We start from the raw sequence: 24111 nt of genomic DNA, 5'->3' as shown, positions 1-24111 counted from the left end.
TCGATGTATCGTTTTAACGGCTTTACCGAGAAAGCAAACAGTGCTTTGAATTTGGCAATCACCTCCGCACAAGAGCTGGGGCATGATTATATCGGCAGCGAACATCTCCTGTTGGGGCTGCTAAAGGAAGGGACAGGCGTCGCCGGCACGGTGCTCAATAAGTTGGGAGTTACCGCGGAGGACTTTGAAAAGATGATCCGGGAAAAAATCGGTTCCGGCTCTCCTACTGTACTGAATGCGGACGATTTTACCCCGAGGACAAAAAGGATTTTGCAGGTGGCCGCTATGGCGGGCGCAAGGCTGCATACTTCTTACGTAGGGACCGAGCATCTGCTGATTGCCATTCTGGAGGATGGGCAGAGTTATGCAATGCGTTTTCTGCAATTGTTGGGTGTGGATCCCAATAGGATTATATCTGAGCTCTCCAGTGTTCTGAACAACACATCTTTTTCCGGCGGAAACGGCGATGCCGCCGGTACGGGAGAGCAGAGTAAGGGCAGTGGAAAGGCGTTGGAGCAGTTTGGACGTGATTTGACACAACTGGCTGCTCAGGGAAAAATTGATCCTGTGATCGGGCGCCAAAATGAGATTGAACGGGTGATTCAGATCCTTTCCAGACGGACGAAAAATAACCCGGTTCTCATTGGTGAGCCTGGCGTCGGTAAAACTGCAGTCGCAGAAGGACTTGCATTAAAGATCCACTCGGGCGATGTGCCGGAGCTGTTGAAGAACAAAAAACTGGTATCCCTGGATCTGACGGGTATGGTAGCCGGTACTAAATATCGGGGAGACTTTGAAGAGCGGATCAAAAGCGCCATCGACGAAGTGAAAGCAGATGGGAATATTATTCTGTTTATCGATGAGCTGCACACCATCATTGGCGCGGGTTCTGCTGAAGGTTCTACCGATGCGGCCAACATTTTGAAGCCAGCCTTGGCCAGAGGCGATTTTCAGGTGATCGGCGCGACGACGATCAGCGAATACCGGAAGCATATTGAAAAGGACGCGGCGCTGGAGCGGAGATTCCAGCCGGTGACTGTGGGAGAACCCAGTGAGGAAGAGGCAATCAGTATCTTAAAAGGGCTGAAGGATCGGTATGAAGCGCACCACAAAGTGCAGATCACAGAAGAATCCATAGAGTCTGCGGTAAAGCTTTCCTCCCGGTATATTTCCGATCGTTATTTGCCAGACAAGGCCATTGACCTGATTGATGAGGCGGCGTCCCGGGTGCGTCTGCGCACCTTCACCGCCCCGGATAATCTACAGGATTTGGAGAAAAAAATCAAGGAAATCGAAATTGACAAGGCGGCGGCAGTCAACTCTCAGGATTTTGAACGGGCAGCGTCTCTGCGTGACAGGCAGAAGGAGCTTCAGGAACAGCTTGAGCACGCAAAGGATGAATGGAGTGCTAAGAACGAGAGAACCAATAGTGTTGTAACGCCAAATGATATTGCCGATATTGTAGCGATGTGGACGGGAATCCCTGTTTCACAGCTGACGGAGGAAGAAAGCCAGAGACTTCTTCGGCTTGAAGACACACTTCACAAGCGTGTTATAGGCCAGGAGGAAGCGGTTACTGCAATTGCGAAGGCTATTCGCCGAGGCAGGGTAGGACTGAAGGACAAAAACAGGCCTATCGGTTCCTTCATCTTTCTGGGTCCCACGGGCGTAGGAAAGACTGAACTCTGCAAGGCTTTGGCAGAGGCCATGTTCGGGGATGAAAAGGCAATGGTGCGCTTTGACATGTCCGAATATATGGAAAAACACACGGTGTCCCGTCTGGTAGGTTCACCTCCCGGATATGTAGGCTTCGATGAAGGCGGACAGTTGACCGAAGCTGTCCGCAGGAAGCCTTATTCTGTAGTACTTTTCGATGAAATCGAAAAAGCGCATCCCGATGTGTTCAACATTCTGCTTCAGATTTTGGAGGATGGCCGTGTCACCGATTCCCAGGGAAAGACTGTGGACTTCAAGAATACAGTGATCATTATGACCTCCAATGTGGGGGCAAGGCTCATCACGGAAAAACAGAAGAGCTTGGGTTTTTCGGAAAAAGCGAACAGTGAAAATGCCGACTTCGAGAAAACCAAGGAATTGGTGATGGCAGAACTTAAGAACCTGTTCAAGCCGGAATTTTTGAACAGGGTGGACGACATCATCGTGTTCCACAAGCTTACCAAGGAGGATACCTCTCAAATCGCAGGGAAAATGCTTGATACCCTTCGGAAAAAACTCTGCGATATGGAAATCGGCATGGAGTTCACACCGGAAGCTGTTGCCGCGGTGGCGGAACAGGGATACGATCCTCTCTATGGCGCCAGACCTTTGCGCAGGGTGATTCAAAATCAGATTGAGGATGCGGTCTCGGAAAGAATGCTGGAAGGGGTGATCGCGGCCAATAAAGGGTACCGTTGCACGTACGACGAAGGGAAATTTGTTTTTACAGAGGTCTAAATCTTGAAAGAGAGGGCTGTCTCAGGAGAAAATCCTGTAGACGGCTTTCTTTTTTAGAAATATTTTAGATTGTTTTGGATAGAAATATGGAAATAAATAAAAGAATATGATATGATTTTCTAGAAGCTCTGGGCAAAACGGAGGAATACTATGTACGGCGCAATTTTGGGCGATATCGCGGGGTCGCGGTTTGAATTCAGCAGACCGAAGAATTTCGACTGGAGAACAGTGGATTTGTTTGGGGGGATGAGCACCTTCACAGATGACACTGTACTGACGGTTGCCACCAAATATGCGATTTTGAAAGGTGTTCCGTATGCGCGGGCATATGGGAAATTTGGAAGAAAGTATTCCTGGGTAGGATATGGCACTATGTTTAAGAACTGGCTCAACGCCCATTCGGAAAAGGGATACAACAGCTATGGCAATGGTTCTGCGATGCGTGTAAGTTTTATCGGCCAGTATTTTGACACCCTGGAGGAAGTAGAGGAGCAGGCCCGCATAAGTTCTCTGTGCACGCATAATCATGTGCAGGGTCAAAAAGCCGCCATGGCTACGGCTGCAGCCGTCTTTATGGCCCGGACTGGCGCATCTAAAAAAGAGATTGCAGGCTATCTCAGGAAAGAGTATGGTTATACAGTTCGCAAGCCATTGATGTTTTACCGGCCTTTTGGAAAGTTTGATGTCACGGCTATGGGGACTATGCCCCTTGCTATCCGTTGCTTTTTGGAAAGTGAAGATTGGGAAAGCTGCATCCGCAATGTGTTCAGTGTAAAGTGTGATACCGATACCGTGGCGTGTATTGCAGGTGGAATGGCGGATGCATATTATGGAGGTACTGGGTTGGAAGAAGAAGCGCTGTTGAGGCGTTTTCTGATTAAACCGGATGACCACGGTGTTTTTGATACATTTCTGTATGATTGGGCAACAAAATCAGATGTTGCTTTTCCAGAAAAGATGAAGCAAGAGATAGAAAATTGAACGAGAGAAAGGTTTTCTGAACTATGATTGTTGAAACCTATCAGTCTAAATATGTGTTAAGAATCCTGAAGTCTGGAGAAATTTACCGGGCTAAGCCAAATCTTACGTTAAGAGGTGAATATGCAGCGTTGATCGATATGTTGGGGCTTAAATGTGAGTGTCCCATCTTTGGCGTTGTAAAAGGAAAGAAGAAAAAAACTTTTGGGAAGGTGTCAGGTTCGGTCAAGCTGATTTTAGATGTGCCAGATAAATTTGTGCGCCTGACGGAATTTTCGGAATGGGCAGACTTTCTGTACGCCTATAAATTTACGAAGCCGGGAAACTATCGTTCTTTGCTGCCTGGATGTGAAGAAGTTTCAGATCGCAGGCTGGCGGAAATTATTGCAAATCTGAAACAGCAAAAGAAGGTTTCTGCATATAAGTCCCCACAGGTGGTTTTGGAAAAGATCAATCCAGTTTGGCTGAAACATTATCAGCTTTTGCCTGCAGCCTCGGTAGACGGCGGTTTTTTTGGTTGGCTGAAACAAAAATTTAGGAAATAGGTCTAGCAAGATAAAAGAAGCGTCTGGAGGAATTGATATGTTGATAGGAAAGTATATTCTGTCTCTGGATCAGGGGACCACCAGTTCCCGTGCCGTTTTGTTTGATGCCTTCGGCGGCGTGGCGGGGATGGGGCAGAAAGAGTTTAAACAAATTTACCCACAGCCGGGTTACGTGGAGCATGATGCTGTGGAAATTCTGCAAACGACTTTGTATGCTATGCGCCAGGCAGTACAGGAGGCCGGCATTACCGCATCAGATATCGCGGCAATTAGTATTACAAACCAGAGGGAAACGACAGTTGCCTGGGATGCGGTATCCGGGATACCGGTCTGCAATGCCATTGTCTGGCAATGCCGGCGTACGGCGCCGGAATGTGAACGTCTGAAGGCTTCCGGTATGGAATCCTACATAAAAGATACTACAGGCCTGATTATAGATCCCTATTTTTCAGGGACTAAGATGAAATGGATTTTGGACCATGTCCCGGCTGCACGGGAATTGGCAAAAAAAGATCGTCTGCGGTTTGGTACGATCGATACCTGGCTGGTGTACTCCTTGACTGATGGCGCTTCCTATGTGACGGACGTTTCCAATGCGTCCCGCACGATGCTGTTCGATATCCGAAAGCTTTGCTGGGATGATACTATGCTGAAAGAACTGGGAATTCCCAGAAGTGCTCTGCCCAGAGTGGTGGAATCGGGAGAGCTTGTGGGTATGTGCCTTGACTCAGTGCTGGGGGAGGAAATACCCATTGCAGGCATGGCGGGAGACCAGCATGCAGCGCTGTTCGGACAGTGCTGTTTTGGGAAAGGTATGGCTAAAAATACCTATGGAACAGGCTGTTTTGTTCTGATGAATACAGGCAAAGCTCCTGTGAAGTCACAGAACGGCTTGCTTACTACAATCGCCTGGAAAATTGGCGGTGAAGTGACTTATGCGTTGGAGGGGAGCGCTTTTAATGCCGGGTCTGCCATTCAGTGGCTGCGGGATGAACTGGAAATCATCAAAACCCCTCAGGAAGCTGATATGCTGGCAGAGACAGTGGAAAACACAGGCGGAGTCTCTTTTGTGCCGGCTTTTACAGGACTGGGGGCTCCCTATTGGGATATGTATGCCCGTGGAGCGCTGCTTGGCGTCACCCGTGGCACAAAACGCGCCCATCTTTGCCGGGCGGTACTGGAAAGTATTGCTTTGGAGAGTTTCGATTTGGTGAAAACCATGGAAAAGGAATCCGGTATCTGTATTTCAGAATTGCGTGTGGATGGAGGGGCTTCCAGAAGCCGTTTCCTGATGCAGTATCAGGCTGACATTCTGAATACGCGGGTATGCCGGCCGCAATGCTTGGAAACTACTGCATTGGGATCCGCTATGATGGCAGGGCTTACCGTAGGAGTGTGGGATAACCTGGAGGAGCTTTCTTCTATTTGGAGAGAAAACACTTCTTTTACACCGAATTATGACGATAGTAGCCGAGAACAGGATATTTCCCGTTGGCACAAAGCGGTAAACAGGAGTATGGAGTGGGCCAAGTGAAATTTTTGGCAGACATTGTGTCTAAAACAGGGGACTGCACACTGCGGTTCCCTGTTTTGTATTGTTCTAAAATTAAGCTTGTGTTTTGGTATGTTTTCTGATATACTTGCTTTATTGTAGTAGAGAGGTGAAGCGAAATGATTGCTGTCATAGATTATGGAGCAGGTAATCTGCAGAGTGTAGAAAAGGCGCTGCGCCATATTGGCTGCGCCTGTGAGATTACGGCGGATCCGGAATGCCTCTTATCGGCGGATGCGGCAATTTTGCCCGGTGTCGGAGCTTTTGGGGACGCCATGGAGAATCTCCGAAGCCGGGGGCTGGAGAAGCCAATTCTCCAATTTTCTGCCAGTGGGAAACCCTTTCTGGGAATTTGCCTAGGGCTGCAGATTCTGTTTGAGAACAGTGAAGAGTCGCCGGAGATTCCGGGTCTTGGAATCCTGAAGGGGAAAATCGTGCGTCTACCTGCAGAAAGTGGTCTGAAAATTCCCCATATTGGTTGGAATTCTCTGCACTTGGAGAAGTCCGGCGGACTCTTTCAGGGATTGACGGGAGAACCTTACGTCTACTTTGTGCATTCTTATTACCTGCAGGCGGAAGAGAATATCATTACTTCTACCACAAAGTATGGAGCAGAAATCCATGCTTCCGTGCAGAAGGGCAATGTATTTGCCTGCCAGTTCCATCCGGAAAAGAGTGGGGAGATAGGCTTGCAGATTCTGCGTAATTTTGCCGGTTATTTGGAGAAAGGGGGGAAGTAATCGTTATGTACGCGAAACGGATCATCCCCTGTCTGGATCTGAAAAACGGAAGGGTAGTAAAGGGGACAAATTTTGTCGGACTGCGGGATGCGGGAGATCCTGTGGAAGCCGCGGTTGAATATGACCGGCAGGGAGCGGACGAACTGGTGCTGCTGGACATCACAGCATCTTCGGATGCCAGAAATATTATGACGGATATTGTTTCCCGGGTAGCGGAGAGCATTTTTATTCCCTTTACTGTGGGAGGTGGAATCCGCACGGTGGAGGATTTTACGGCAATTCTCCGTGCAGGGGCGGATAAGGTGTCAATGAATTCAGCTGCGTTGAAGGATCCTTCCATCATTTCGAACGCTGCTAAAAAATTCGGCAGCCAGTGTGTAGTGGTCGCGATGGACGCTAAGCGCAGTGAGGGAGGCGGATGGACGCTTTATTTGAACGGCGGACGCATCGATACTGGAAAAAATGTTCTGGAATGGGCCCGAGAGGCAGAACAGCTGGGAGCGGGAGAAATTTTGCTGACCAGTATGGATTGTGACGGCGTTAAGAACGGTTATGATTTAGAATTGACCCGGGCGGTTTCGGAAGCAGTTTCGATTCCCGTGATTGCTTCCGGCGGTGCCGGCAGTATGGAGCATTTTTATGACGCTTTTACAGAAGGTAAGGCGGATGCGGTGCTGGCGGCTTCTCTGTTTCATTTCAAGGAAATTACGATTCCGGAATTAAAAGAATATTTAGCAGGCCGTGGTATTCCAGTCAGAAGGTAGAATAGCTGCGGCAGAACAGGCGTACTGTAGCAGACTGAACAGGAAAGCACTTGTATAACAAAGGCACATGCTCTGAAGCGGTGATAGCTTCAGAACATGTGCCTTTTCCCATTTGTTTTTAAAAGGCGGAGGCAATCGCCTTTCAACAGAAGCGCTTATCCGCCGATCAGAAAATCCAGGATATCCCACCCTGAAGAATTCTGCGCTTTGTAAAGCTCCGTATACCCGCAGTTTACGCAAGAAATCGTGACGAATTTTTTGTTCTGCACGTCGAATATCTTTGCAAAATTTCCTCCCGTGGCCTGGAATTGATCGTGTTCATACTGCTGACAGCCACATTTGGGACAAACGTATTGTACTCTTTGATTCATAAACCATGTCTTCCTTTCCTGGGGGAACTGTTTTTTTTCGGTGTAGTGATAATAACAGAGAAGCAGGGTAAAAGCAAGCTTGAAATAGTACGGATAAATCGGAATTTGAATAAAACAGGTCGTCTTATTGACAAGAAAATGGTTGCAGGTAACACAATATTTTGTTAAAATAAAATACAGGTTTTGACTGTAAACGAAAGTCGGCCTTGCAAAGTTGAATGAATTTGGTTGTTCAAAAGATAAGGAGGAGTTTTATCATGGCAAAAATGTTCGTCTGTTCGAAAACGGAGCCGATTGTACAAACCAAGGCGGGGAAGCTTCGCGGTTTTATTTTGGATGGCACTTATACGTTTCATGGCATAAAGTATGCGGATGCCAAACGGTTTCAAATGCCGACGGAGGTGGAACCTTGGGATGGAGTGAAGGACGCGCTTTCCTATGGTTTTGTCTCTCCGATGCTGAGTCAGGATACGCCCAACGGAGAGGTTATGGTGCCGCACCGGTATTGGCCGATGGATGAAAATTGCCAATATTTGAATGTGTGGACTCAAACACTTGACCAGGATGCGAAAAAACCGGTGTTGCTGTGGCTGCATGGCGGCGGTTTTGCAGCGGGTTCTTCCATCGAGCAGCAGGCATATGACGGGGAGAATATGAGTAAGTACGGCGATGCAGTTGTCGTATCCCTCAATCACCGGCTCAATATTTTGGGATATTTGGATCTCTCACCCTTCGGTGAAAAATATGCAAATTCTGGGAATGCCGGAAATGCCGATATGGTGGCCGCACTCCGGTGGATTCACGATAACATAGCCGCGTTTGGCGGTGATCCTGAAAATGTGACGATCTTTGGTCAGTCCGGCGGCGGCATGAAGGTATGGACTCTGATGCAGACACCCAGCGCGGATGGGCTCTTCCATAAAGGTGTAATCCAGAGTGGCCTGATTGATGGATTTGTCAGTGGAAAAAAACAGGATGGAACCAAAATTGTTCAGGCGCTGCTTGAAGAATTAGGATTTGGTTCTGATGAGGTAGAGAAGCTGGAAACTATTCCCTATTCCACACTAGCGGAGGCATACAATAAGGTATCTCCTGCGTTGGCAAAACAGGGAGAGTATATCGGTGGAAATCCCATCCCCAATGAGTTTTATGTGGGAGATCCCCGTGAGGTGGGCTTTACCGAGCATGCCAAAACAATCCCGGTAATGGCCGGCACAGTGTTTGGAGAGTTTGCATTTGGCCCGGCTATTGCGGGAAAATACAGCCTGCCGGATTCGGAAAAGAAAAAAATGCTTGAAGAAAAATACGGAGAACATACGGAGCAGTTGATCCAACTGTTTACGGCTGCTTATCCGGAAAAGGATTTGAGCGATCTGCTGTTCCTGGATTCCATGTTCCGGGCTCCGACCAGAGACTTTATAGAGAAAAAGTCGGCTCATCCGGAAGCTCCTACTTTTTCTTATCTCTTTACCTTTGAGTTCCCCTATGACGACGGGCATGTGGCCTGGCATTGCGCCGAGATCCCGTTTGTATTCCACAATGCAGATAAGGTTCCTGTATGTAACCTTCCCGGCGTGTCTGATCGCTTGGAGGATCAGGTCTTCAGCGCGTGGATCAATTTTGCCCGCAACGGTGATCCCAGCGGCCCGGCTCTTCCTCAATGGCCTGCATGCAAGCCGGGGGACGAGGCAGTGATGATTTTTGATAAAAAGTGTGAAGTCAAACATAACTTTGATGCAGCGTTGATCTCTTTGCATGATAAAGTCGCTCCTAAATTCAATTTTGCCGCTTCGGATGAACCTGTCCAGCATTGATTTTTTCGGCAGGCAATGAACAAAAGACGTCCTATCAGCTATGTTTCAGCTGATAGGACGTCTTTTTGCTTCTTCCCGGGAAGGCGGCAGCTTGGAGAAGAAATCGGCATATTGAAATAATTCGTGGGGATCGGTTACCAGACTGTCGTGACGTCTTAAATGCATCTGAGTACGAGAGGGAAGAGAGAAAAAATACTCTCTGGAGGGCTTATTATGGTCGATTAAATCAAAAAGGTCTCGGTATGGCATTTTCATCACCCTGTACTTAGTATGAACAGGATGGAGTCAATTTATTTCAGGAGGTTTTCACATCAAGATATTTTGTCATCCGAGCGCCCTGAGCGGCAATACACTCCTTCACTTTTTCCTTGCAGCCGCTAGAATCTCCGCTGCCTGAGGTGATGATTACTTCAACAGGTTTTCCTGCCGGAAGCATCTTGACAATGTTGTGAAAAGGGGAGGCAGGAGAACCTGCCCATAGCGGGACGGCGATGATAATCCGGTCATAAGTAGAAAGGTCGCAGGATATTGGCTGTACTTTGGCTTTTTTCTTCATCATAGAAGCGAGAGAACCGAAGACATACGCGGAAAAAACAGAACGATGCTTAAGGTCTTTCATCTCAATCAGATCAGCCTTTTCTTTTCTGGCCTTCTTTTCAGAGATGGCTTTTGTCTTTCCCGTATAAGAGTAATAGATGATAGCTGTTTTCATGTGAAGACAATCCTTTCTGGTTTTTCTGTCCGGGGTTAGGGAGAACACTATGTCCTTGCAGCTATAGTAAAAGGACTGCATTCGACTCCTATATAGCAGTTTCACAGTTGTTTGATAGTTCAAATGACATTTTAAAAATATTATAACAGATTTCTTATAAAATGCAAAGTGAATCCGGAAGGGGACACAGAAGCTGGTTACCACGAATGCTTAGTTGATTTATCTCATGAAGAAACTTAAGAAAATATTTTTTGCAATTACGCTTCGGCCATTCCATCCATGATTTTGATGTGATATAATAAATAATACATGCTGTAAAGAGTTAATATATCTCATTCATAACTTTCATACAGAAAACATTGGGTTCGGGAAGGTGGTCTTTTGTGTCTGTGCACATCCGCAAAATACTGTATTCAATAGAAAACAGCCCGGTACTCAGTGCAGTCAAAAAGGGATTTCTTCTGGTGATCCCTATCGTATTGACCGGCTCATTTGCATTGCTTCTGCTCAATTTTCCGGTATCGGCCTATCAAGATTTCCTTGCAGTTTTTGGCGGCGGCTTTCTGCAATCCCTCCTGCAATTCATAGTTGATTCTACAAATGGTTTTTTATCGTTATATTTGGTCTTGGCAATCAGCTATTTCTACTCAGCGCCTATGGCCAGCCAGAATCTAACCTTGCGGATTATGGCGATGGTGGCGGCGTCTGCCAGCTTCATCGCGTCCTTCGGTGGCGAGAGCGGCTCTTTGGCGTTGTCCTGCTTTGGAACGACTGGGGTTTTTACCGCCATGCTGTGCTCCATTCTGGCGACGAAACTATTCTTTCTGCTGGATCTGCGTATTTACAAACGCTATCGTTCCTATGCAGCCGGAAATGATATTCATTTTCGCAGTTCCATGTCGGCCATACTCCCTGTGGCAATCTGCGTCATGGTGTTTGCGCTGGGAAATTTTTTGCTGCAGACATTTTTTCATGTGGGAAATTTGAACGATCTCATCAGCGGAATCCTGTTCCGTGCTTTTGGAGGACTGCAGTATGAACCTGGGAATGGAATCGTATTTCTGTTCTTATTGGATTTCCTCTGGGCTTTTGGAATTCATGGCGGGAACGCGCTGGATCCGGTTGCGCAGACCGTATTCAGCGGAGGAGAAACTGGAGGCGTCATAACAAAATCATTTTTGGATAATTTTGCTGTGATTGGCGGAAGCGGCGCCACCCTGTGTCTTCTGCTTGCTTTATTATTTGCGTCCAGACAGAAAAACAACCGCCAGTTAGCTTATTCGGCATTTCCGCTTGCCCTTTTCAACATCAATGAGATTTTGGTGTTCGGGTTACCCATTGTGTTGAATCCTATCCTTGTAATTCCTTTTATCCTGACCCCCATTGTTTCTATGCTTGTCGCATATGGCGCTGTGGCAATTGGATGGATGCCAATTGTCCAGCAAACTGTTAATTGGACAACTCCGGTTTTTTTTAGCGGATATTTGGCTACAGGGTCTTGGAAAGGCGTTGTTGTACAGCTGATCTCGGTGGTTTTGGGAACAATGCTCTATATTCCGTTTGTCCGGCTTTCTGAACGGCTCCAGGAAGGAAGAGAAAACTATTTACTCGGAAAGCTGACGGAACATTTTCGGATGCAGGAACAGGAGGGGAAACAGCAGCGTTATCTGGAACGGTACGACAGTTTGGGCGTAATAGCGAAGAGCCTGACAGGAACACTGCATACGGATGTGACTGCAGGGAATGTTCCGGTATATTATCAGCCGCAGGTGGATGTACAGGGGAGAGTAATTGGCGCGGAAGCTTTGCTGAGGTGGAGATTTGGTGAGAAGCTGCTTTATCCGCCCTTAGTTGTAGAATTGGCCCAGGAAGACGGATGTTACGAAGAGCTCACCTGGTCGGTACTCCGTACAGTGTGTAAGGATATTCAAACTATGCGGCCGAATTTGGGAGATGACTTTCGAATCTCGGTAAATATTGTTGCGGAACAGCTGAATGACAGGGGATTGATGGAGCGTGTTGCCGCTTTAGCGGAAAAAGAGGAGGTGTCTCAACATTTGGTTTTGGAAGTAACGGAGGAAACCTCTTTGATTCATCTCCCTTACATTACGTCCAATATTGAATTTTTGGGCAGACACGGGATTCAGCTGGCTATTGATGATTTCAGCATGGGCCAAACTTCGCTGAATTATTTGCGAAGCAATCATTTTCAATATGTAAAGTTGGATGGCAGCTTGGTGCGCCAAGTGGAAGAAAATGACCGTTCCCGGGAAATTGTGGGTTCTATGGCTGCTTTAGGCCGCAATCTCGGCTTCCAGATTGTTGCAGAGTATGTGGAGAACAAAAAGACCAGGGATATCCTGCTGGAGTTGGGGTGCGGGGTTTTTCAAGGTTTTTTATATAGTCCGGCGGTACCTTTGGAGGACTTCCTTCAAGGGGTAAAAGAAAATCTTTTCACTGACAGGTGAAAAGGAAAACCAATCGCTTTTGCGGCAATTTCCTCTTGCAGTTTTAGTACTGATCCATTATAATAAATAGGCATTTGATTTTCCTTAGAGAATTCAAATCCTTTGCGGGCGTGGCGGAATTGGCAGACGCGCCAGATTTAGGTTCTGGTGGTACTCCCGTGCAGGTTCAAGTCCTGTCGCCCGCACCAATGTCGAAAGAAGTCGATCGCTATAAAGTGATTGACTTCTTTTATTTTTTATAGCTGTGTGATAAAATAAACCATATAACGTTGGGGTGATATTATATTATGGAAACAGTACCGACAATTCAGGGGAAACAAATTACTCTAAGAAAAATACAAGAAAAAGATGTAGATGATAGGCTGGTGCTTGGAAGGCACCATGAATTTATACACATGTGCGGAGGAGAAACACTAACCGAACCGGAATATCCGAACCGTGACACGTGGGTTAATTGGTATAACAGCGCCAAAACTGCGGATTATTCCTGGATTATAGACTTAAACGGCCATTGCATCGGTACAGCAGGATTTCATCACATTTCAGAAGAAGATAATTCTGCCACATACAGGATAGGCATTTTTGATGTTCAGAAACACTCGAAAGGTATTGGAACAGAAGTTACCAGACTCCTGTTAGAATATGGTTTTAAAATAAAGAAGTGGCATCGAATTGACCTGAAGGTTTTAGAATACAACCATAGAGCTATTCGTTGTTATGAAAAATGCGGGTTCAAAAAAGATGGAATTTTGCGGGAAAGTGCATTTATTGAAGGCAAATACTATTCGGATATAATTATGAGTATTCTGGACTACGAATACGATTGTGATAGTTCGTGTCTCTCCTGCAATTAGGCAAGGCGATCCTTTTGCTCACCCTTAGACACCTGCGGTGAGCAAGTCGCGCACAGCATTTTTTTATTGTTCAAGCCTGGTACCCGCGCTGGCATCTATTTTGTCGCTATAACACAAAGTCGAAAGAAGTCGATTGTTGCAAAGCGATTGACTTTTTTGGCGTTTATTGTAGAATATACATAAATTCCAAATTGTTAAGGAGCTTGATAGAATGGAACAGCTCATAGAAAAAATAGTTATTGAAGGAATCGAATTTCAAATTATCCAAAAGCCCGCGACTTTGTATGCAGGTTATAAGGCAGATGCCGATAATGAGGATGTAGAATCGAGCGTGGATACATATCAACTTTTCCAGGCTGGTCATAAAAATATAAAAAATAGTTTGACACCAGATTCTATGCTTTGCCTTAGTATAAATTATAAGGAGTGCAATCACGGACATAATGCGCGTCGTTCCCTCATGCATTGTCAGGAAACATCGGAAAGAAATCAACCCGAAGGGATTACGGTTCTTGAATCTCCCGCATGCCATATGATAAAAGTGAAATCAACAGAAGCAACATGGAAGCTAGTAAAGAAAATCACCGGGGAAGATAACCCTCAATGGCACATGGCTCCGCTTTTCGGTTTGTGTGAAAAACTGTTTTGCAACGAGGAAAGAGGATTCGCCTTGACGCCTGATTTCAGCGACACATATGAAATCGAATATTATAATGCGGACGGTATCAATTACGCTGGTATAAGCGTGGTTAAACTGTAACCCCAAAGTATTCAGACGGCTGATAAATGTTAAACGGAGCTGCCTGTGTGAGAGTTCAAATTGCCATGAAAAAACGGCAGGCGATCTTTTTTGTCTCATCATTACACGTCGGAATGGACCGCATTCCATTCAAAAAGCCCAGCCATTTGGCTGGGCTTTTCTCATACCACTCCGCCATTCCTCCTCTCCGCAAAAGGTCATGCTCACCTCGCCTGTTCGCTTACAAGCGTGCTCACAATGGCTTTGGTTTGCTACCAATCTTTTGCGGGTTGCGTGGGTTCAAGTCCCCATTCAAAGAAACAAAACCGATTTTTTTTATCACGCCTTTACAATTTTTTTAATAGAAATCAATGGCAACAAAAGTAATTTGCTTTTTGCGTTTTATCATAAAAGAAACATTGCAGCCTTTACTCATAGATAGGGGAGCAACGTCAAGTTGCTTGTGCATCCCTATGTGAAAGCCTATAATGGATACGGAGGTTTATATCAATGGAAACGAAAAACACGATTTTAGAATTGCGAAAATATCTGAACTTATCTCAAAATGAATTTGCAGAAAAGCTATCGGTCACACGGCAGGCTGTTTCCCGTTGGGAAAACGGGGACACTGTACCAAATATTGATACATTGAAGCTCATTGCTGATACTTTTGATGTGTCGGTGGATTTTCTTCTGGGTCGCTTCATAAGGCAGTGCCAGAGTTGCGGAATGCTCTTAATCAAAAATAGTGACAAAGGGACGGAGAGCGATGGGTGCAAATCAGAAGAATACTGTGCCTTTTGCTACCAACAAGGACAATTTGTGCAAGAAATTACAGTCGAGGAATTGATTGAACATAACTTGCAGGATTTAGACGATTGGAATCGAGAAAATGGCTTGCATTTCACAGAGCAAGAGGCAAGAGCTGAACTGCAAAAATTTTTACCAACGTTAAAGCGTTGGCAGACAAAGGAGGGTGAAGAAGAAAACCAAACCGACATCTCACCAAAGTGAGGATATATTAGTAACCAACAATTTTGCAAAAATGTTACTTGTTCATACTTGACAAAATGCTTCAAGTACGCTAAAGTTTAGTTAATTTTGAAAGGGTAATTATTAGAGTCTTTTCAAAGCAATAATATCGGGACCACTCTGATTTGGAGTTAAGGCCATACGGACAGCCGGGTCCACTGCCGATTGGCGGCCTTTGCGTTGCCTTATTGATTGAGTTCGAAGCTCAAATTTTATAAGTTGGTTACTTCATAACCGAAATGTGCTTGTGTGCACAGACTTGTGAAACGGTCAATAAGAGTAGTAAAAGTAATATTGCTATATAGACTCTGATCAATCCGTCTATCTGAAATTAATTCATATTTTCCCTTTTGCTGTTATTATAGGTAAGTAGGGAAATAGGAAGAAATGGCTTTTTCGGGTGAACGCAAGTTGTGCATAAAAGTGCAACTTGCGTTTTTTGTTATCCAAGTAGTTGACGGGGGGAAGATTTGAAATTGAAAATGGGTAACTTTCGACTGGATCAAAGCCGTGCTCCAATTTATGAAGCTTTGGAAACTTTCCGAAAAATGCGGGTTGTTCCCTTTGATGTGCCAGGGCATAAACGTGGGCGCGGCAATCCGGAACTTACGAACTTTTTAGGGCAACAATGCGTTGGAGTGGATGTCAACAGCATGAAACCGCTGGACAACCTTTGCCATCCCGTTTCAGTGATCCAGAAAGCGGAAAAACTTGCGGCTGATGCTTTTGGCGCGGCTCACGCTTTTTTAATGGTAGGCGGTACCACCAGTTCAGTACAGAGCATGGTATTGACCGCCTGCAAGCGCGGCGAAGAAATTATTTTACCCAGAAATGTTCACAAAAGCGTGATCAACGCATTGGTTTTATGCGGGGCGATACCAGTATATGTAAACCCAGAGGTGGATCAGCGCCTGGGGATTTCTTTGGGAATGCAGCGAGAACAGGTGGCAAAAGCGATTTCAGATCATCCCAGTGCTGTAGCTGTTTTAGTGAATAATCCTACCTATTATGGTGTTTGCAGCGACCTTCGGGCAATTGTAAAAATGGCGCATGACGCTGGTATGCGCTGTTTGGTTGATGAAGCCCATGGCACTCACTTCTATTTCGGAAACGGCCTTCCTGTATCCGCTATGGCGGCAGGGGCCGACATGGCTGCGGTGTCCATGCACAAAAGCGGAGGAAGCCTCACGCAATCCAGTCTGCTGTTGGTTGGACCGAACGTCCATACCGGTTATGTACGTCAAATCATTAACCTCACTCAAACTACTTCCGGAAGCTATCTTTTGATGTCCAGTCTAGATATCAGCCGCCGTAATCTGGCCCTGCGGGGCCGGGAAGTATTTCATCAAGTTGCAGATATGGCCGAATACGCTCGCCAAGAGATCAATGCTGTAGGCGGCTATTATGCTTTTGGCAGAGAACTGATGAATGGGAATTCAGTATTTGATTTTGACACTACTAAATTGAGCGTCCATACTTTAGATATTGGATTAGCGGGAATTGAAGTTTATGACATCTTGCGGGACGAGTATGATATTCAAATAGAATTTGGGGATATCGGGAATATTTTAGCCTATCTGTCTATGGGGGACCGGCCGCAGGAACTGGAACGTCTGGTCAGTGCATTGGCCGAGATTCGCCGCCGCTATCAAAAAGACGGCACAGGGCTGTTAAGCCAGGAATATATTGAGCCGGAAGTGGTCACCAGCCCGCAGGAAGCCTTTTATGCGGAAAAGATCAGTTTGCCGCTGGAAATGAGCAGGGGCCGCGTTTGTAGTGAATTTGTAATGTGTTATCCCCCCGGCATCCCCATACTGGCTCCTGGAGAACGCATCACAGCCGAAATCTTGGAACATATTCAATATGCAAAGGAAAAAGGGTGCAGCATGACCGGCCCGGAAGATCCGGAAATAAAGCGGCTTAATGTGCTGGCATGAAAGGTGGCAATATGGTGGAAATGTGGTTTAGCGAATTTCACACACCGGATGTAAAACACAGCATCCGGGTCAATCGGCATTTGTATTCAAAACAGAGCGATTATCAGAGAATCGATATCTTTGAAACGCCGGAATTTGGACGTGTTTTAACGCTTGACGGCAATGTGATGCTGACAGAGCGGGATGAATTTATTTATGACGAAATGATTACCCATGTGCCAATGGCGGTACATCCCGGCATTAAAGATGTACTGGTAATCGGTGCGGGGGATGGTGGCGTAGTGCGGGAATTAACCAGATATGACCGGGTAGAAAGGATTGACCTGGTAGAAATGGACCCTCAAGTGGTTGAAGCCTGCCGCACTTACCTTCCCAGCAACGCCTGCAGGATGGACGACCGCCGGGTACATATCTATTTCGAAAACGCGTTGAAGTTTATCCGCAGGTGTGAAGATAACTATGACTTGATTATCGTGGACTCAACAGACCCTTTTGGCCCTTCTGAAGGCCTGTTTACACGGGAGTTTTATGGGAACTGCTATAATGCCTTAAGGAATGACGGCATCATGGTCAATCAGCAGGGAAGCCCTTTTTATGCGGAGGATGCCAATGCCATGCAACGCAGTCATATGCGAATTGTCAGCACCTTCCCGATCAGCAAAGTCTATCAGGCACATATTCCTACCTATGCGGCAGGATACTGGCTGTTTGGCTTTGCCAGCAAAAAATACCACCCTATTGACGATTTAAACAGTGAAGCATGGAACACTTTGAATCTGCACACCCGGTATTATACGACCAAACTGCATGTAGGGGCTTTCTGGCTCCCTGCATTTTTGGAAGAAATGCTGCAAGAAGTGGAGAGATAAATAATGTTAGCCCCCAATATCGAAACTTTTATTGGCTGTGAAGCCAAGTATCCGGATTCACGGATTGTACTTTACGGCGCACCATTCGACTCTACTACCAGTTTCCGGCCCGGCGCCCGTTTTGGACCTTCTGCTATGCGGCATGAAAGTTTTGGACTGGAAACTTACAGCCCATACCAAGATGCGGACCTTACTCAATGCGCTGTTTTCGATAGCGGCGATCTGGAGCTGTCTTTTGGCAGCCCGGAGCGAGCGCTGTATGATATTGAAACCCGTGCAGCGGTGATTTTACAAGATGAGAAAATCCCCCTGCTGCTGGGCGGGGAACACCTGGTTACTTTGGGAGCGGTGCGTGCGGCCGCAAAGAAATATGCAGATCTGCATATCATTCATTTTGATGCCCACGCGGATTTACGCGACCAGTATTTGGACGCAAAACTTAGTCATGCCTGTGTAATACGGCGCTGTTGGGATCTGCTTGGCGACGGACGCATCCATCAGTTTGCGATTCGCAGCGGAGAACGGGAAGAGTTCCAATTTGCCAAAGAACACACAGATTTTCATCCGTTTGACTTCGAAGGATTAGGGCACACCCTGTCTATGTTGAAAAAGCAAAATGTCCCAATCTATTTTACAATAGATCTGGACTGCCTGGATCCGTCTATCTTTCCGGGAACCGGCACACCGGAAGCCGGTGGCGTCAGCTTCCTACAGCTTCTCGAAGCGTTGCGTGCAGTTTGCACCGCCAATGTCATTGGAGCTGATCTTAATGAATTGGCTTCCACCCTGGATCACAGCGGTATCTCTACCGCGGCTGCCTGCAAGGTGCTTCGGGAATTTTTGATTGCGCTTGATACAAAAAACAAATGAAGGAGAATTTGGGTTATGAGTAAAGTCCTTATAATTGGCTGCGGCGGCGTTGCTTCTGTCGCCATTCATAAATGCTGCCAGATAAGCGAAGTGTTTTCAGAACTGTGTATTGCCAGCCGCACAAAATCCAAGTGTGATAAACTTGCGGCGGAGCTGGCGCCCAAAACCGAGACCAAGCTCACCACAGCACAAGTGGATGCAGATGACGTCCAGCAAGTAATCGATCTGATCCGCAGCTATCAGCCTGATTTGGTGATGAATATAGCGCTTCCGTACCAAGATCTGACGATTATGGACGCCTGCCTTGCCTGCGGCGTCAACTATATGGATACTGCAAATTATGAACCGGAAGATACTGCTGACCCAGAATGGCGTGCTATTTATGAAAAACGCTGTCGAGACGCCGGATTCTCGGCGTATTTTGACTACAGCTGGCAATGGGCATACCGCCAAAAGTTTAAAAAAGCCGGTTTGACCGCACTGCTGGGCTGTGGTTTTGATCCCGGCGTCACACAGGCATATTGCGCCTATGCTAAAAAACATGAATTCGATTCGATTGAAACCATCGACATCCTCGACTGTAATGGCGGAGATCATGGCTATGCGTTTGCGACAAATTTTAATCCAGAAGTCAATTTACGGGAAGTTTCCGCCCCTGGAAGTTATTGGGAAAATGGCCGCTGGATAGAAATTCCTGCCATGAGTATCAAAAGGGAATATGATTTCGACCAGGTGGGGCATAAAGACATGTACCTGCTTCATCATGAAGAAATTGAAAGTTTGGCACTGAACATTCCGGAAGTAAAGCGGATCCGCTTTTTTATGACCTTTGGACAGAGTTATCTGGAGCATATGCGCTGTTTAGAAGATGTCGGCATGCTTTCTACTGTTCCGGTCGAATTTGAGGGGCAACAGATCGTTCCTATTAAATTTTTAAAAGCCTTATTGCCTGATCCGGCAAGCTTAGGCCCCCGCACGAAAGGGAAAACAAATATCGGCTGTATTTTTACCGGAAAAAAAGACGGGAAGGATAAGACTTACTATATTTATAATGTCTGTGACCATCAGACATGTTTTCATGAGGTTGGAAGTCAGGCGGTCAGTTATACAACTGGTGTTCCGGCAATGTGTGGCGCCTTGATGCTGCTGACCGGCCAATGGAGTCAACCGGGCGTTTATACTGTGGAAGAATTCGATCCGGATCCATTTCTCAAGGCTTTAGACCAGTACGGTTTGCCAAGAAAGGAAAGCTGGGATCCGGTATTGGTGAAGTAATGGGGATTTTTAACAAAGATACCCGCCCGCCTTTTTCTGGGTTAAAAGGGCGCTCTCCTAAAGAACTGTTTCATACCCTGCCCACCCCCTGCTATATCCTGGACGAATCTGCTCTGCAAAAAAACGGTCAAATATTGGCCAAAGTAGCGCAACGTACCGGCTGTAAAATACTGCTGGCACAAAAGGCGTTTTCTAATTACAATTTATATCCGTCTTTATCTCCTTATCTGGCCGGGACGGAGGCCAGCGGTCTATATGAAGCCCGTTTGGGAGCTGAGGAAATGCCGGGAAAAGAGGTACATGTGTTCTGCGGAGCATATCGGGAGGACGAGTTTTCCGAACTGCTGTGTTACGCGGACCATATCGTGTTTAATTCTCCGCGGCAGTTGGAAAGATTTGGTTGGCTGGCAAAAAATGCAGGTAAAAGTATTGGGCTGCGAATCAATCCGGAATGTTCTACCCAGGAGGGGCATGACATCTATGATCCCTGTGCTCCAGGCAGTCGGTTGGGGACTACTCGTGCCCAGTGGGATGGTCAAATGACTCCCCGGTTAGTAGAGATGCTTGACGGGATTCACTTTCACACATTGTGTGAACAGGATGCTGATGCACTGGAGCTTACCCTGAAGGCAGTGGAAAATCTTTTTGGAGACATCCTGCCTAGAATGAAGTGGCTGAATTTGGGTGGTGGGCATCACATAACCCGTCCTGGCTATGATGTCCCCAAATTGGAACAGTGTATCTGTGCAACTAAGGAAAAGTGGGGTGTGCAGATATATTTAGAGCCGGGTGAGGCATGTGCGCTGAATGCAGGATACCTGGCAACCCGGGTATTAGATATCGTCCAAAACGGTCAGACCCGAATTGCCGTCTTAGACGCCAGTGCAGCCTGCCATATGCCTGATGTAATAGAAATGCCTTACCAGCCGCCACTGTATGGCGCGGGCGCGGCAAATGAGCTGCCTTATCCATTTCATTTAGGTGGGCCTACCTGTCTTTCGGGCGATATTATTGGGGAATACAGTTTCCGGGTTCCTCTGCAGGAAGGGGACCTGCTGCTGTTTGGCGATATGGCTATTTATACCACTTGTAAGAACAATACCTTTAATGGGATGCCCTTGCCCAGTATATTTGCCATGCGCGCCGACAACGATTTGCAATGTTTGAAAAAATTTGAGTATTCAGATTTCAAATCACGGTTAGGTGGTTGAACAGAGGTCGAAATTTAGAACTCGTACCTCTATGTGGAATACAAAAAATTCACAAATATAAGAGCTTATGACAGGATATACCGCCTAAAGGTAATTGATTTGTATGGAGGAAATAGCTGTGACATTTAAATGTGTCCTTTTCGATTTAGATAATACATTGCTTCAAAAGAAACCTACCATCGTGGAAAAGGTGTTTGAGTTTGCGCATCAGTATTACCCCAAATTATGTGTTGAAACGATTGAGAAAGCTTATGCGGCCAGCGAATTGTGGCAAGGGCAGCAGCTAAAAAAAGAAAACGAAACTGGTCAGCGCATGAATGATGAAGAATATTTCCGGAATGTACTTTCGGTCTACCTGAGTTTTCTTCCTGCAAATTTGCCTACTGAGTTGGACAACTCAGAAATGATTACCATTCTATCTCGTAATTATGGTGGTAGTTATACGCTCATTCCAAATGCCATTGCTGTCTTGGAATACTTAAAGCGTAAGGACTTAATTCTGGGAATTGTCAGCAATAACCAAACAAAAATACGACAGCCACTGATTGATTTTGGAATTGATAGATATTTTGACTGCATTGTCCTTTCAGAAGAAGTTAATCTGTATAAGCCAGATCCCAAAATCATGGAATTAGCTTGTAAAAAACTAAAAGTCCCCTGTAAAAACAGTATTTACATAGGTGATCATCCTTTCGACGTGCTCTGTGCCCACTCTGCCAATATGTCTGTAGCATGGTTTCCGCCAAATCGTTTCTTTACGGTTCCGAAGTATATTGATGTGCCAGAATACACTATACATGCCCTCACTGACCTAATAGGAATACTTTAATGCATGTGGATGTCTTCTGCTATTTGACTTGCAATTTCTGCAAAAAAAGAGTATCCTTACTCATGCGGTTATTTGCCGCGGTCAGTCGCGAAATCCTGACCTTAAAAAATACTAGGGGGAAAACTAAATATGAGAACTGTCTCAAAAGTCCGCTTTCTGGCGCAGGGCGCTGTGATAGCGGCGCTTTATGCTGTCCTGACCTATCTGGCGGCGGCTATGAATCTGGCTTATGGTCCGGTACAATTTCGTTTTTCAGAAGCTTTGACCGTATTGCCGGTGTTCACTCCGGCAGCTATTCCGGGTCTTGCTTTGGGCTGCTTCCTGTCAAATTTGGCAAGCCCGTTGGGCATAGTGGACTGGGTGTTTGGTACGGCTGCAACATTATTGGCCGCCTTTGGTACCCAAGCTGCGGGAAAGCTGCGGATAAAGGGCGTGTCTGTTCTGGCACCCTTACCTCCTGTTTTGGCAAATGCTATGCTGGTTGGTTTGGAAGTTGCCTGCTTGTCTGAGGCGGGCGTATTTTCATTTTCTCATTTTTCCTGGGCGGCGTTTGGAGCGGGAGCGCTTTCTGTTGGTCTTGGGGAATTGGTGGTTTGTTATGCGCTGGGGCTGCCTCTTATTCTGGCGTTGGAAAAAACGGGGGCTTCCCAAAAAATATTTGCGTAATTAATTTGTCCCGGAGGCGGGACATTCCGGAGCTATTATGCCTGATTTTGATGAAATAAAGCAGAAATTGAATGATCGGATGAAAAGTACCCCGCCTGTACGGCTGATCGTAGTCAGCTTTTTTCTGCTGATTATCGTTGGCACGTTACTTTTGGCACTGCCCGTTTCACACAAGGAAGAATCGGTATCGCTGCTTGATTCTTTTTTTACGGCGACTTCTGCAACCTGTGTAACAGGCTTGGCCGTAGCTGACACATTTCACCATTGGTCCATATTTGGACAAGGCGTTATTCTTTGTCTGATACAATTGGGCGGGCTCGGACTTGCGACCTTTGCAATAGGTTTTACCTTGCTGGTACGCAGAAAGCTGGGCATCCGTGAAATCCTGATAGTCAGCGAAAGTTCCGGCGGAAATATGCTGAATATGGCATTTTTACTGCGTTTGGTACTTGGCTTTACCTTTGCCTGTGAAGCGGTAGGCGCAGCAATCCTGATGCTTCGTTTTGTCCCGCTTTATGGGACGGACGGGATATGGCCAGCGATCTTCGTTGCCGTTTCTGCATATTGTAACGCAGGTTTTGATATTCTGGGATTTGTCTCAGGAAATTCCAGTATCTCAGCTTTTGCAGGGGATCCTTTGGTCTGTCTGACAATATCGGCTCTTATCATAATCGGTGGTTTGGGATTTGTTGTGGTGCAGGACATCTACGAGAGTAAAATCCGGCCGCGCTTTCACCATAAAGATGCTGGGAAGCTCAATTTCCATTCACAGATCTGTCTTCGAGTTACTGCCGTTTTGCTGATTATTGGCACTTTAGCCTTCTTGGTTTTGGAATTCGACAACTCCATGAAGGATTTGAATTTTTTTGAAAAGCTGAATGCGGCATTCTTCCAGTCAACGAATACCCGGACTGCCGGGTTTGCCTCAGTCAACATAGCAGAAGAGAATGAGTTTACAAAGATAATCTCAATTGTGCTGATGTTTATTGGAGGATGTCCAGGATCTACTGCGGGCGGCATCAAAGTGACTACTTTTGTAGTGCTGTTGATTACCGTAATCTCCACAATTCGGGGCAGAGAAGAGTCCGTTATTCTGAAACATCGGTTTGCTACAGGCCTGGTCTATAAATCGCTTACTGTGGTAAGCTTGGCTATCGTTTTGATTTTTGTAGATGCTGGGATTATCGCGGCGCTTAATCCGGATGTTTCCATGCTGGATGCCGTCTTTGAAGCGGTGTCGGCATTTGGTACGGTCGGCCTCTCTGCCAATGTAACGCCACAGCTAGACTGGATTTCCAAATTGTTATTGTGCTTCACCATGTTTGTTGGGCGTGTGGGGCCAATTTCATTTGGATTATCTATTATGATGCGGCACAAAAGAGGCGGAGATTCTATTCTTCCGGAAGGCCGGATGATTATTGGATAAAGAAT

General features: G+C 46.3%; 21 protein-coding genes and 1 tRNA gene. 20 read left to right on the top strand and 2 right to left on the bottom strand.

Annotation, left to right across the window (positions count from 1 at the left end):
* Positions 1 to 3: 3 nt before the first annotated feature.
* The 6 genes from BN3911_RS12270 (at position 4) to hisF (ending at position 7033) form a co-directional block, all read left to right on the top strand.
* Positions 4 to 2454 carry an ATP-dependent Clp protease ATP-binding subunit gene (locus BN3911_RS12270; RefSeq protein WP_066866095.1) on the top strand — a complete coding sequence of 817 codons (2451 nt, stop codon included), beginning with the start codon at positions 4 to 6 and terminating at the stop codon, positions 2452 to 2454.
* Positions 2455 to 2604: 150 nt separating this feature from the next.
* Positions 2605 to 3435, top strand: coding sequence for an ADP-ribosylglycohydrolase family protein (locus BN3911_RS12265; RefSeq protein ID WP_066866093.1), 831 nt, complete (start codon positions 2605 to 2607; stop codon positions 3433 to 3435).
* A 23-nt stretch (positions 3436 to 3458) separates the two neighbouring features.
* Positions 3459 to 3977: a hypothetical protein gene (locus BN3911_RS12260; RefSeq protein ID WP_066866091.1), complete on the top strand. Its 519-nt coding sequence runs from the start codon at positions 3459 to 3461 to the stop codon at positions 3975 to 3977.
* A 37-nt stretch (positions 3978 to 4014) separates the two neighbouring features.
* Complete coding sequence (gene glpK / locus BN3911_RS12255; protein ID WP_066866089.1) at positions 4015 to 5511, top strand: glycerol kinase GlpK; 1497 nt, start codon at positions 4015 to 4017, stop codon at positions 5509 to 5511.
* Positions 5512 to 5648: 137 nt separating this feature from the next.
* Positions 5649 to 6269: an imidazole glycerol phosphate synthase subunit HisH gene (hisH, locus tag BN3911_RS12250; protein WP_066866087.1), complete on the top strand. Its 621-nt coding sequence runs from the start codon at positions 5649 to 5651 to the stop codon at positions 6267 to 6269.
* A 5-nt stretch (positions 6270 to 6274) separates the two neighbouring features.
* The gene (gene hisF, locus BN3911_RS12245) at positions 6275 to 7033 is read left to right on the top strand and encodes an imidazole glycerol phosphate synthase subunit HisF (RefSeq protein WP_066866085.1); all 759 of its coding nucleotides are present in this window, start codon (positions 6275 to 6277) and stop codon (positions 7031 to 7033) included.
* A 155-nt stretch (positions 7034 to 7188) separates the two neighbouring features.
* Here hisF and BN3911_RS12240 read toward each other — a convergent pair whose 3' ends face one another.
* A complete protein-coding gene (locus tag BN3911_RS12240; protein ID WP_066866083.1) occupies positions 7189 to 7404 on the bottom strand; it encodes a zinc ribbon domain-containing protein in 216 nt (71 codons plus the stop codon).
* A 257-nt stretch (positions 7405 to 7661) separates the two neighbouring features.
* Here BN3911_RS12240 and BN3911_RS12235 point away from each other — a divergent pair, with 257 nt between their 5' ends.
* Entirely contained in the window at positions 7662 to 9218 is a 1557-nt protein-coding gene (locus tag BN3911_RS12235) for a carboxylesterase/lipase family protein (RefSeq protein ID WP_066866081.1), read from the top strand.
* A 295-nt stretch (positions 9219 to 9513) separates the two neighbouring features.
* Here BN3911_RS12235 and BN3911_RS12230 read toward each other — a convergent pair whose 3' ends face one another.
* On the bottom strand, positions 9514 to 9930 hold the full coding sequence (locus BN3911_RS12230) for a flavodoxin family protein (RefSeq protein ID WP_066866079.1): 417 nt from the start codon (positions 9928 to 9930) through the stop codon (positions 9514 to 9516).
* A 383-nt stretch (positions 9931 to 10313) separates the two neighbouring features.
* Between BN3911_RS12230 and BN3911_RS12225 the strand changes: the two genes are divergently transcribed.
* The 13 genes from BN3911_RS12225 to BN3911_RS12165 all read left to right on the top strand — a co-directional run bounded on the left by BN3911_RS12225 (position 10314) and on the right by BN3911_RS12165 (position 24106).
* Entirely contained in the window at positions 10314 to 12398 is a 2085-nt protein-coding gene (locus tag BN3911_RS12225) for a PTS sugar transporter subunit IIC/EAL domain-containing protein (RefSeq protein ID WP_066866077.1), read from the top strand.
* Positions 12399 to 12502: 104 nt separating this feature from the next.
* Positions 12503 to 12586: transfer RNA gene (locus BN3911_RS12220), tRNA-Leu, on the top strand.
* A 99-nt stretch (positions 12587 to 12685) separates the two neighbouring features.
* Positions 12686 to 13252 (top strand): GNAT family N-acetyltransferase, encoded by a 567-nt coding sequence (locus tag BN3911_RS12215; RefSeq protein ID WP_066866075.1) that lies wholly within the window; start codon positions 12686 to 12688, stop codon positions 13250 to 13252.
* Between the two features lie 211 nt (positions 13253 to 13463).
* Positions 13464 to 14012, top strand: coding sequence for an LCP family protein (locus BN3911_RS12210; RefSeq protein ID WP_066866074.1), 549 nt, complete (start codon positions 13464 to 13466; stop codon positions 14010 to 14012).
* A gap of 489 nt (positions 14013 to 14501) precedes the next feature.
* Positions 14502 to 15005, top strand: coding sequence for a zinc ribbon domain-containing protein (locus BN3911_RS12205; protein WP_066866072.1), 504 nt, complete (start codon positions 14502 to 14504; stop codon positions 15003 to 15005).
* 500 nt (positions 15006 to 15505) lie between these two features.
* Positions 15506 to 16960, top strand: coding sequence for an aminotransferase class I/II-fold pyridoxal phosphate-dependent enzyme (locus BN3911_RS12200; RefSeq protein WP_066866070.1), 1455 nt, complete (start codon positions 15506 to 15508; stop codon positions 16958 to 16960).
* 14 nt (positions 16961 to 16974) lie between these two features.
* Positions 16975 to 17829, top strand: coding sequence for a polyamine aminopropyltransferase (gene speE / locus BN3911_RS12195; protein ID WP_066867852.1), 855 nt, complete (start codon positions 16975 to 16977; stop codon positions 17827 to 17829).
* A 3-nt stretch (positions 17830 to 17832) separates the two neighbouring features.
* Positions 17833 to 18699: an agmatinase gene (speB, locus tag BN3911_RS12190; RefSeq protein ID WP_066866068.1), complete on the top strand. Its 867-nt coding sequence runs from the start codon at positions 17833 to 17835 to the stop codon at positions 18697 to 18699.
* 15 nt (positions 18700 to 18714) lie between these two features.
* Positions 18715 to 19974, top strand: coding sequence for a saccharopine dehydrogenase family protein (locus tag BN3911_RS12185; RefSeq protein ID WP_066866066.1), 1260 nt, complete (start codon positions 18715 to 18717; stop codon positions 19972 to 19974).
* Entirely contained in the window at positions 19974 to 21185 is a 1212-nt protein-coding gene (gene nspC / locus BN3911_RS12180; RefSeq protein WP_066866064.1) for a carboxynorspermidine decarboxylase, read from the top strand. Before BN3911_RS12185 ends, nspC begins: the two co-directional genes overlap by 1 nt.
* A gap of 103 nt (positions 21186 to 21288) precedes the next feature.
* The gene (locus BN3911_RS12175; RefSeq protein ID WP_066866062.1) at positions 21289 to 22014 is read left to right on the top strand and encodes an HAD family hydrolase; all 726 of its coding nucleotides are present in this window, start codon (positions 21289 to 21291) and stop codon (positions 22012 to 22014) included.
* 129 nt (positions 22015 to 22143) lie between these two features.
* Positions 22144 to 22680: a QueT transporter family protein gene (locus BN3911_RS12170; RefSeq protein ID WP_066866060.1), complete on the top strand. Its 537-nt coding sequence runs from the start codon at positions 22144 to 22146 to the stop codon at positions 22678 to 22680.
* 37 nt (positions 22681 to 22717) lie between these two features.
* Complete coding sequence (locus BN3911_RS12165; RefSeq protein WP_066866058.1) at positions 22718 to 24106, top strand: TrkH family potassium uptake protein; 1389 nt, start codon at positions 22718 to 22720, stop codon at positions 24104 to 24106.
* Positions 24107 to 24111 lie beyond the last annotated feature (5 nt).

Origin of the sequence: Neglectibacter timonensis, assembly GCF_900048895.1 — a bacterium.
GTDB lineage: Bacteria > Bacillota > Clostridia > Oscillospirales > Acutalibacteraceae > Acutalibacter > Acutalibacter timonensis.
Note: the sequence above shows the minus strand (reverse complement) of the source record. Positions and strands in the feature narration are given on the sequence as shown.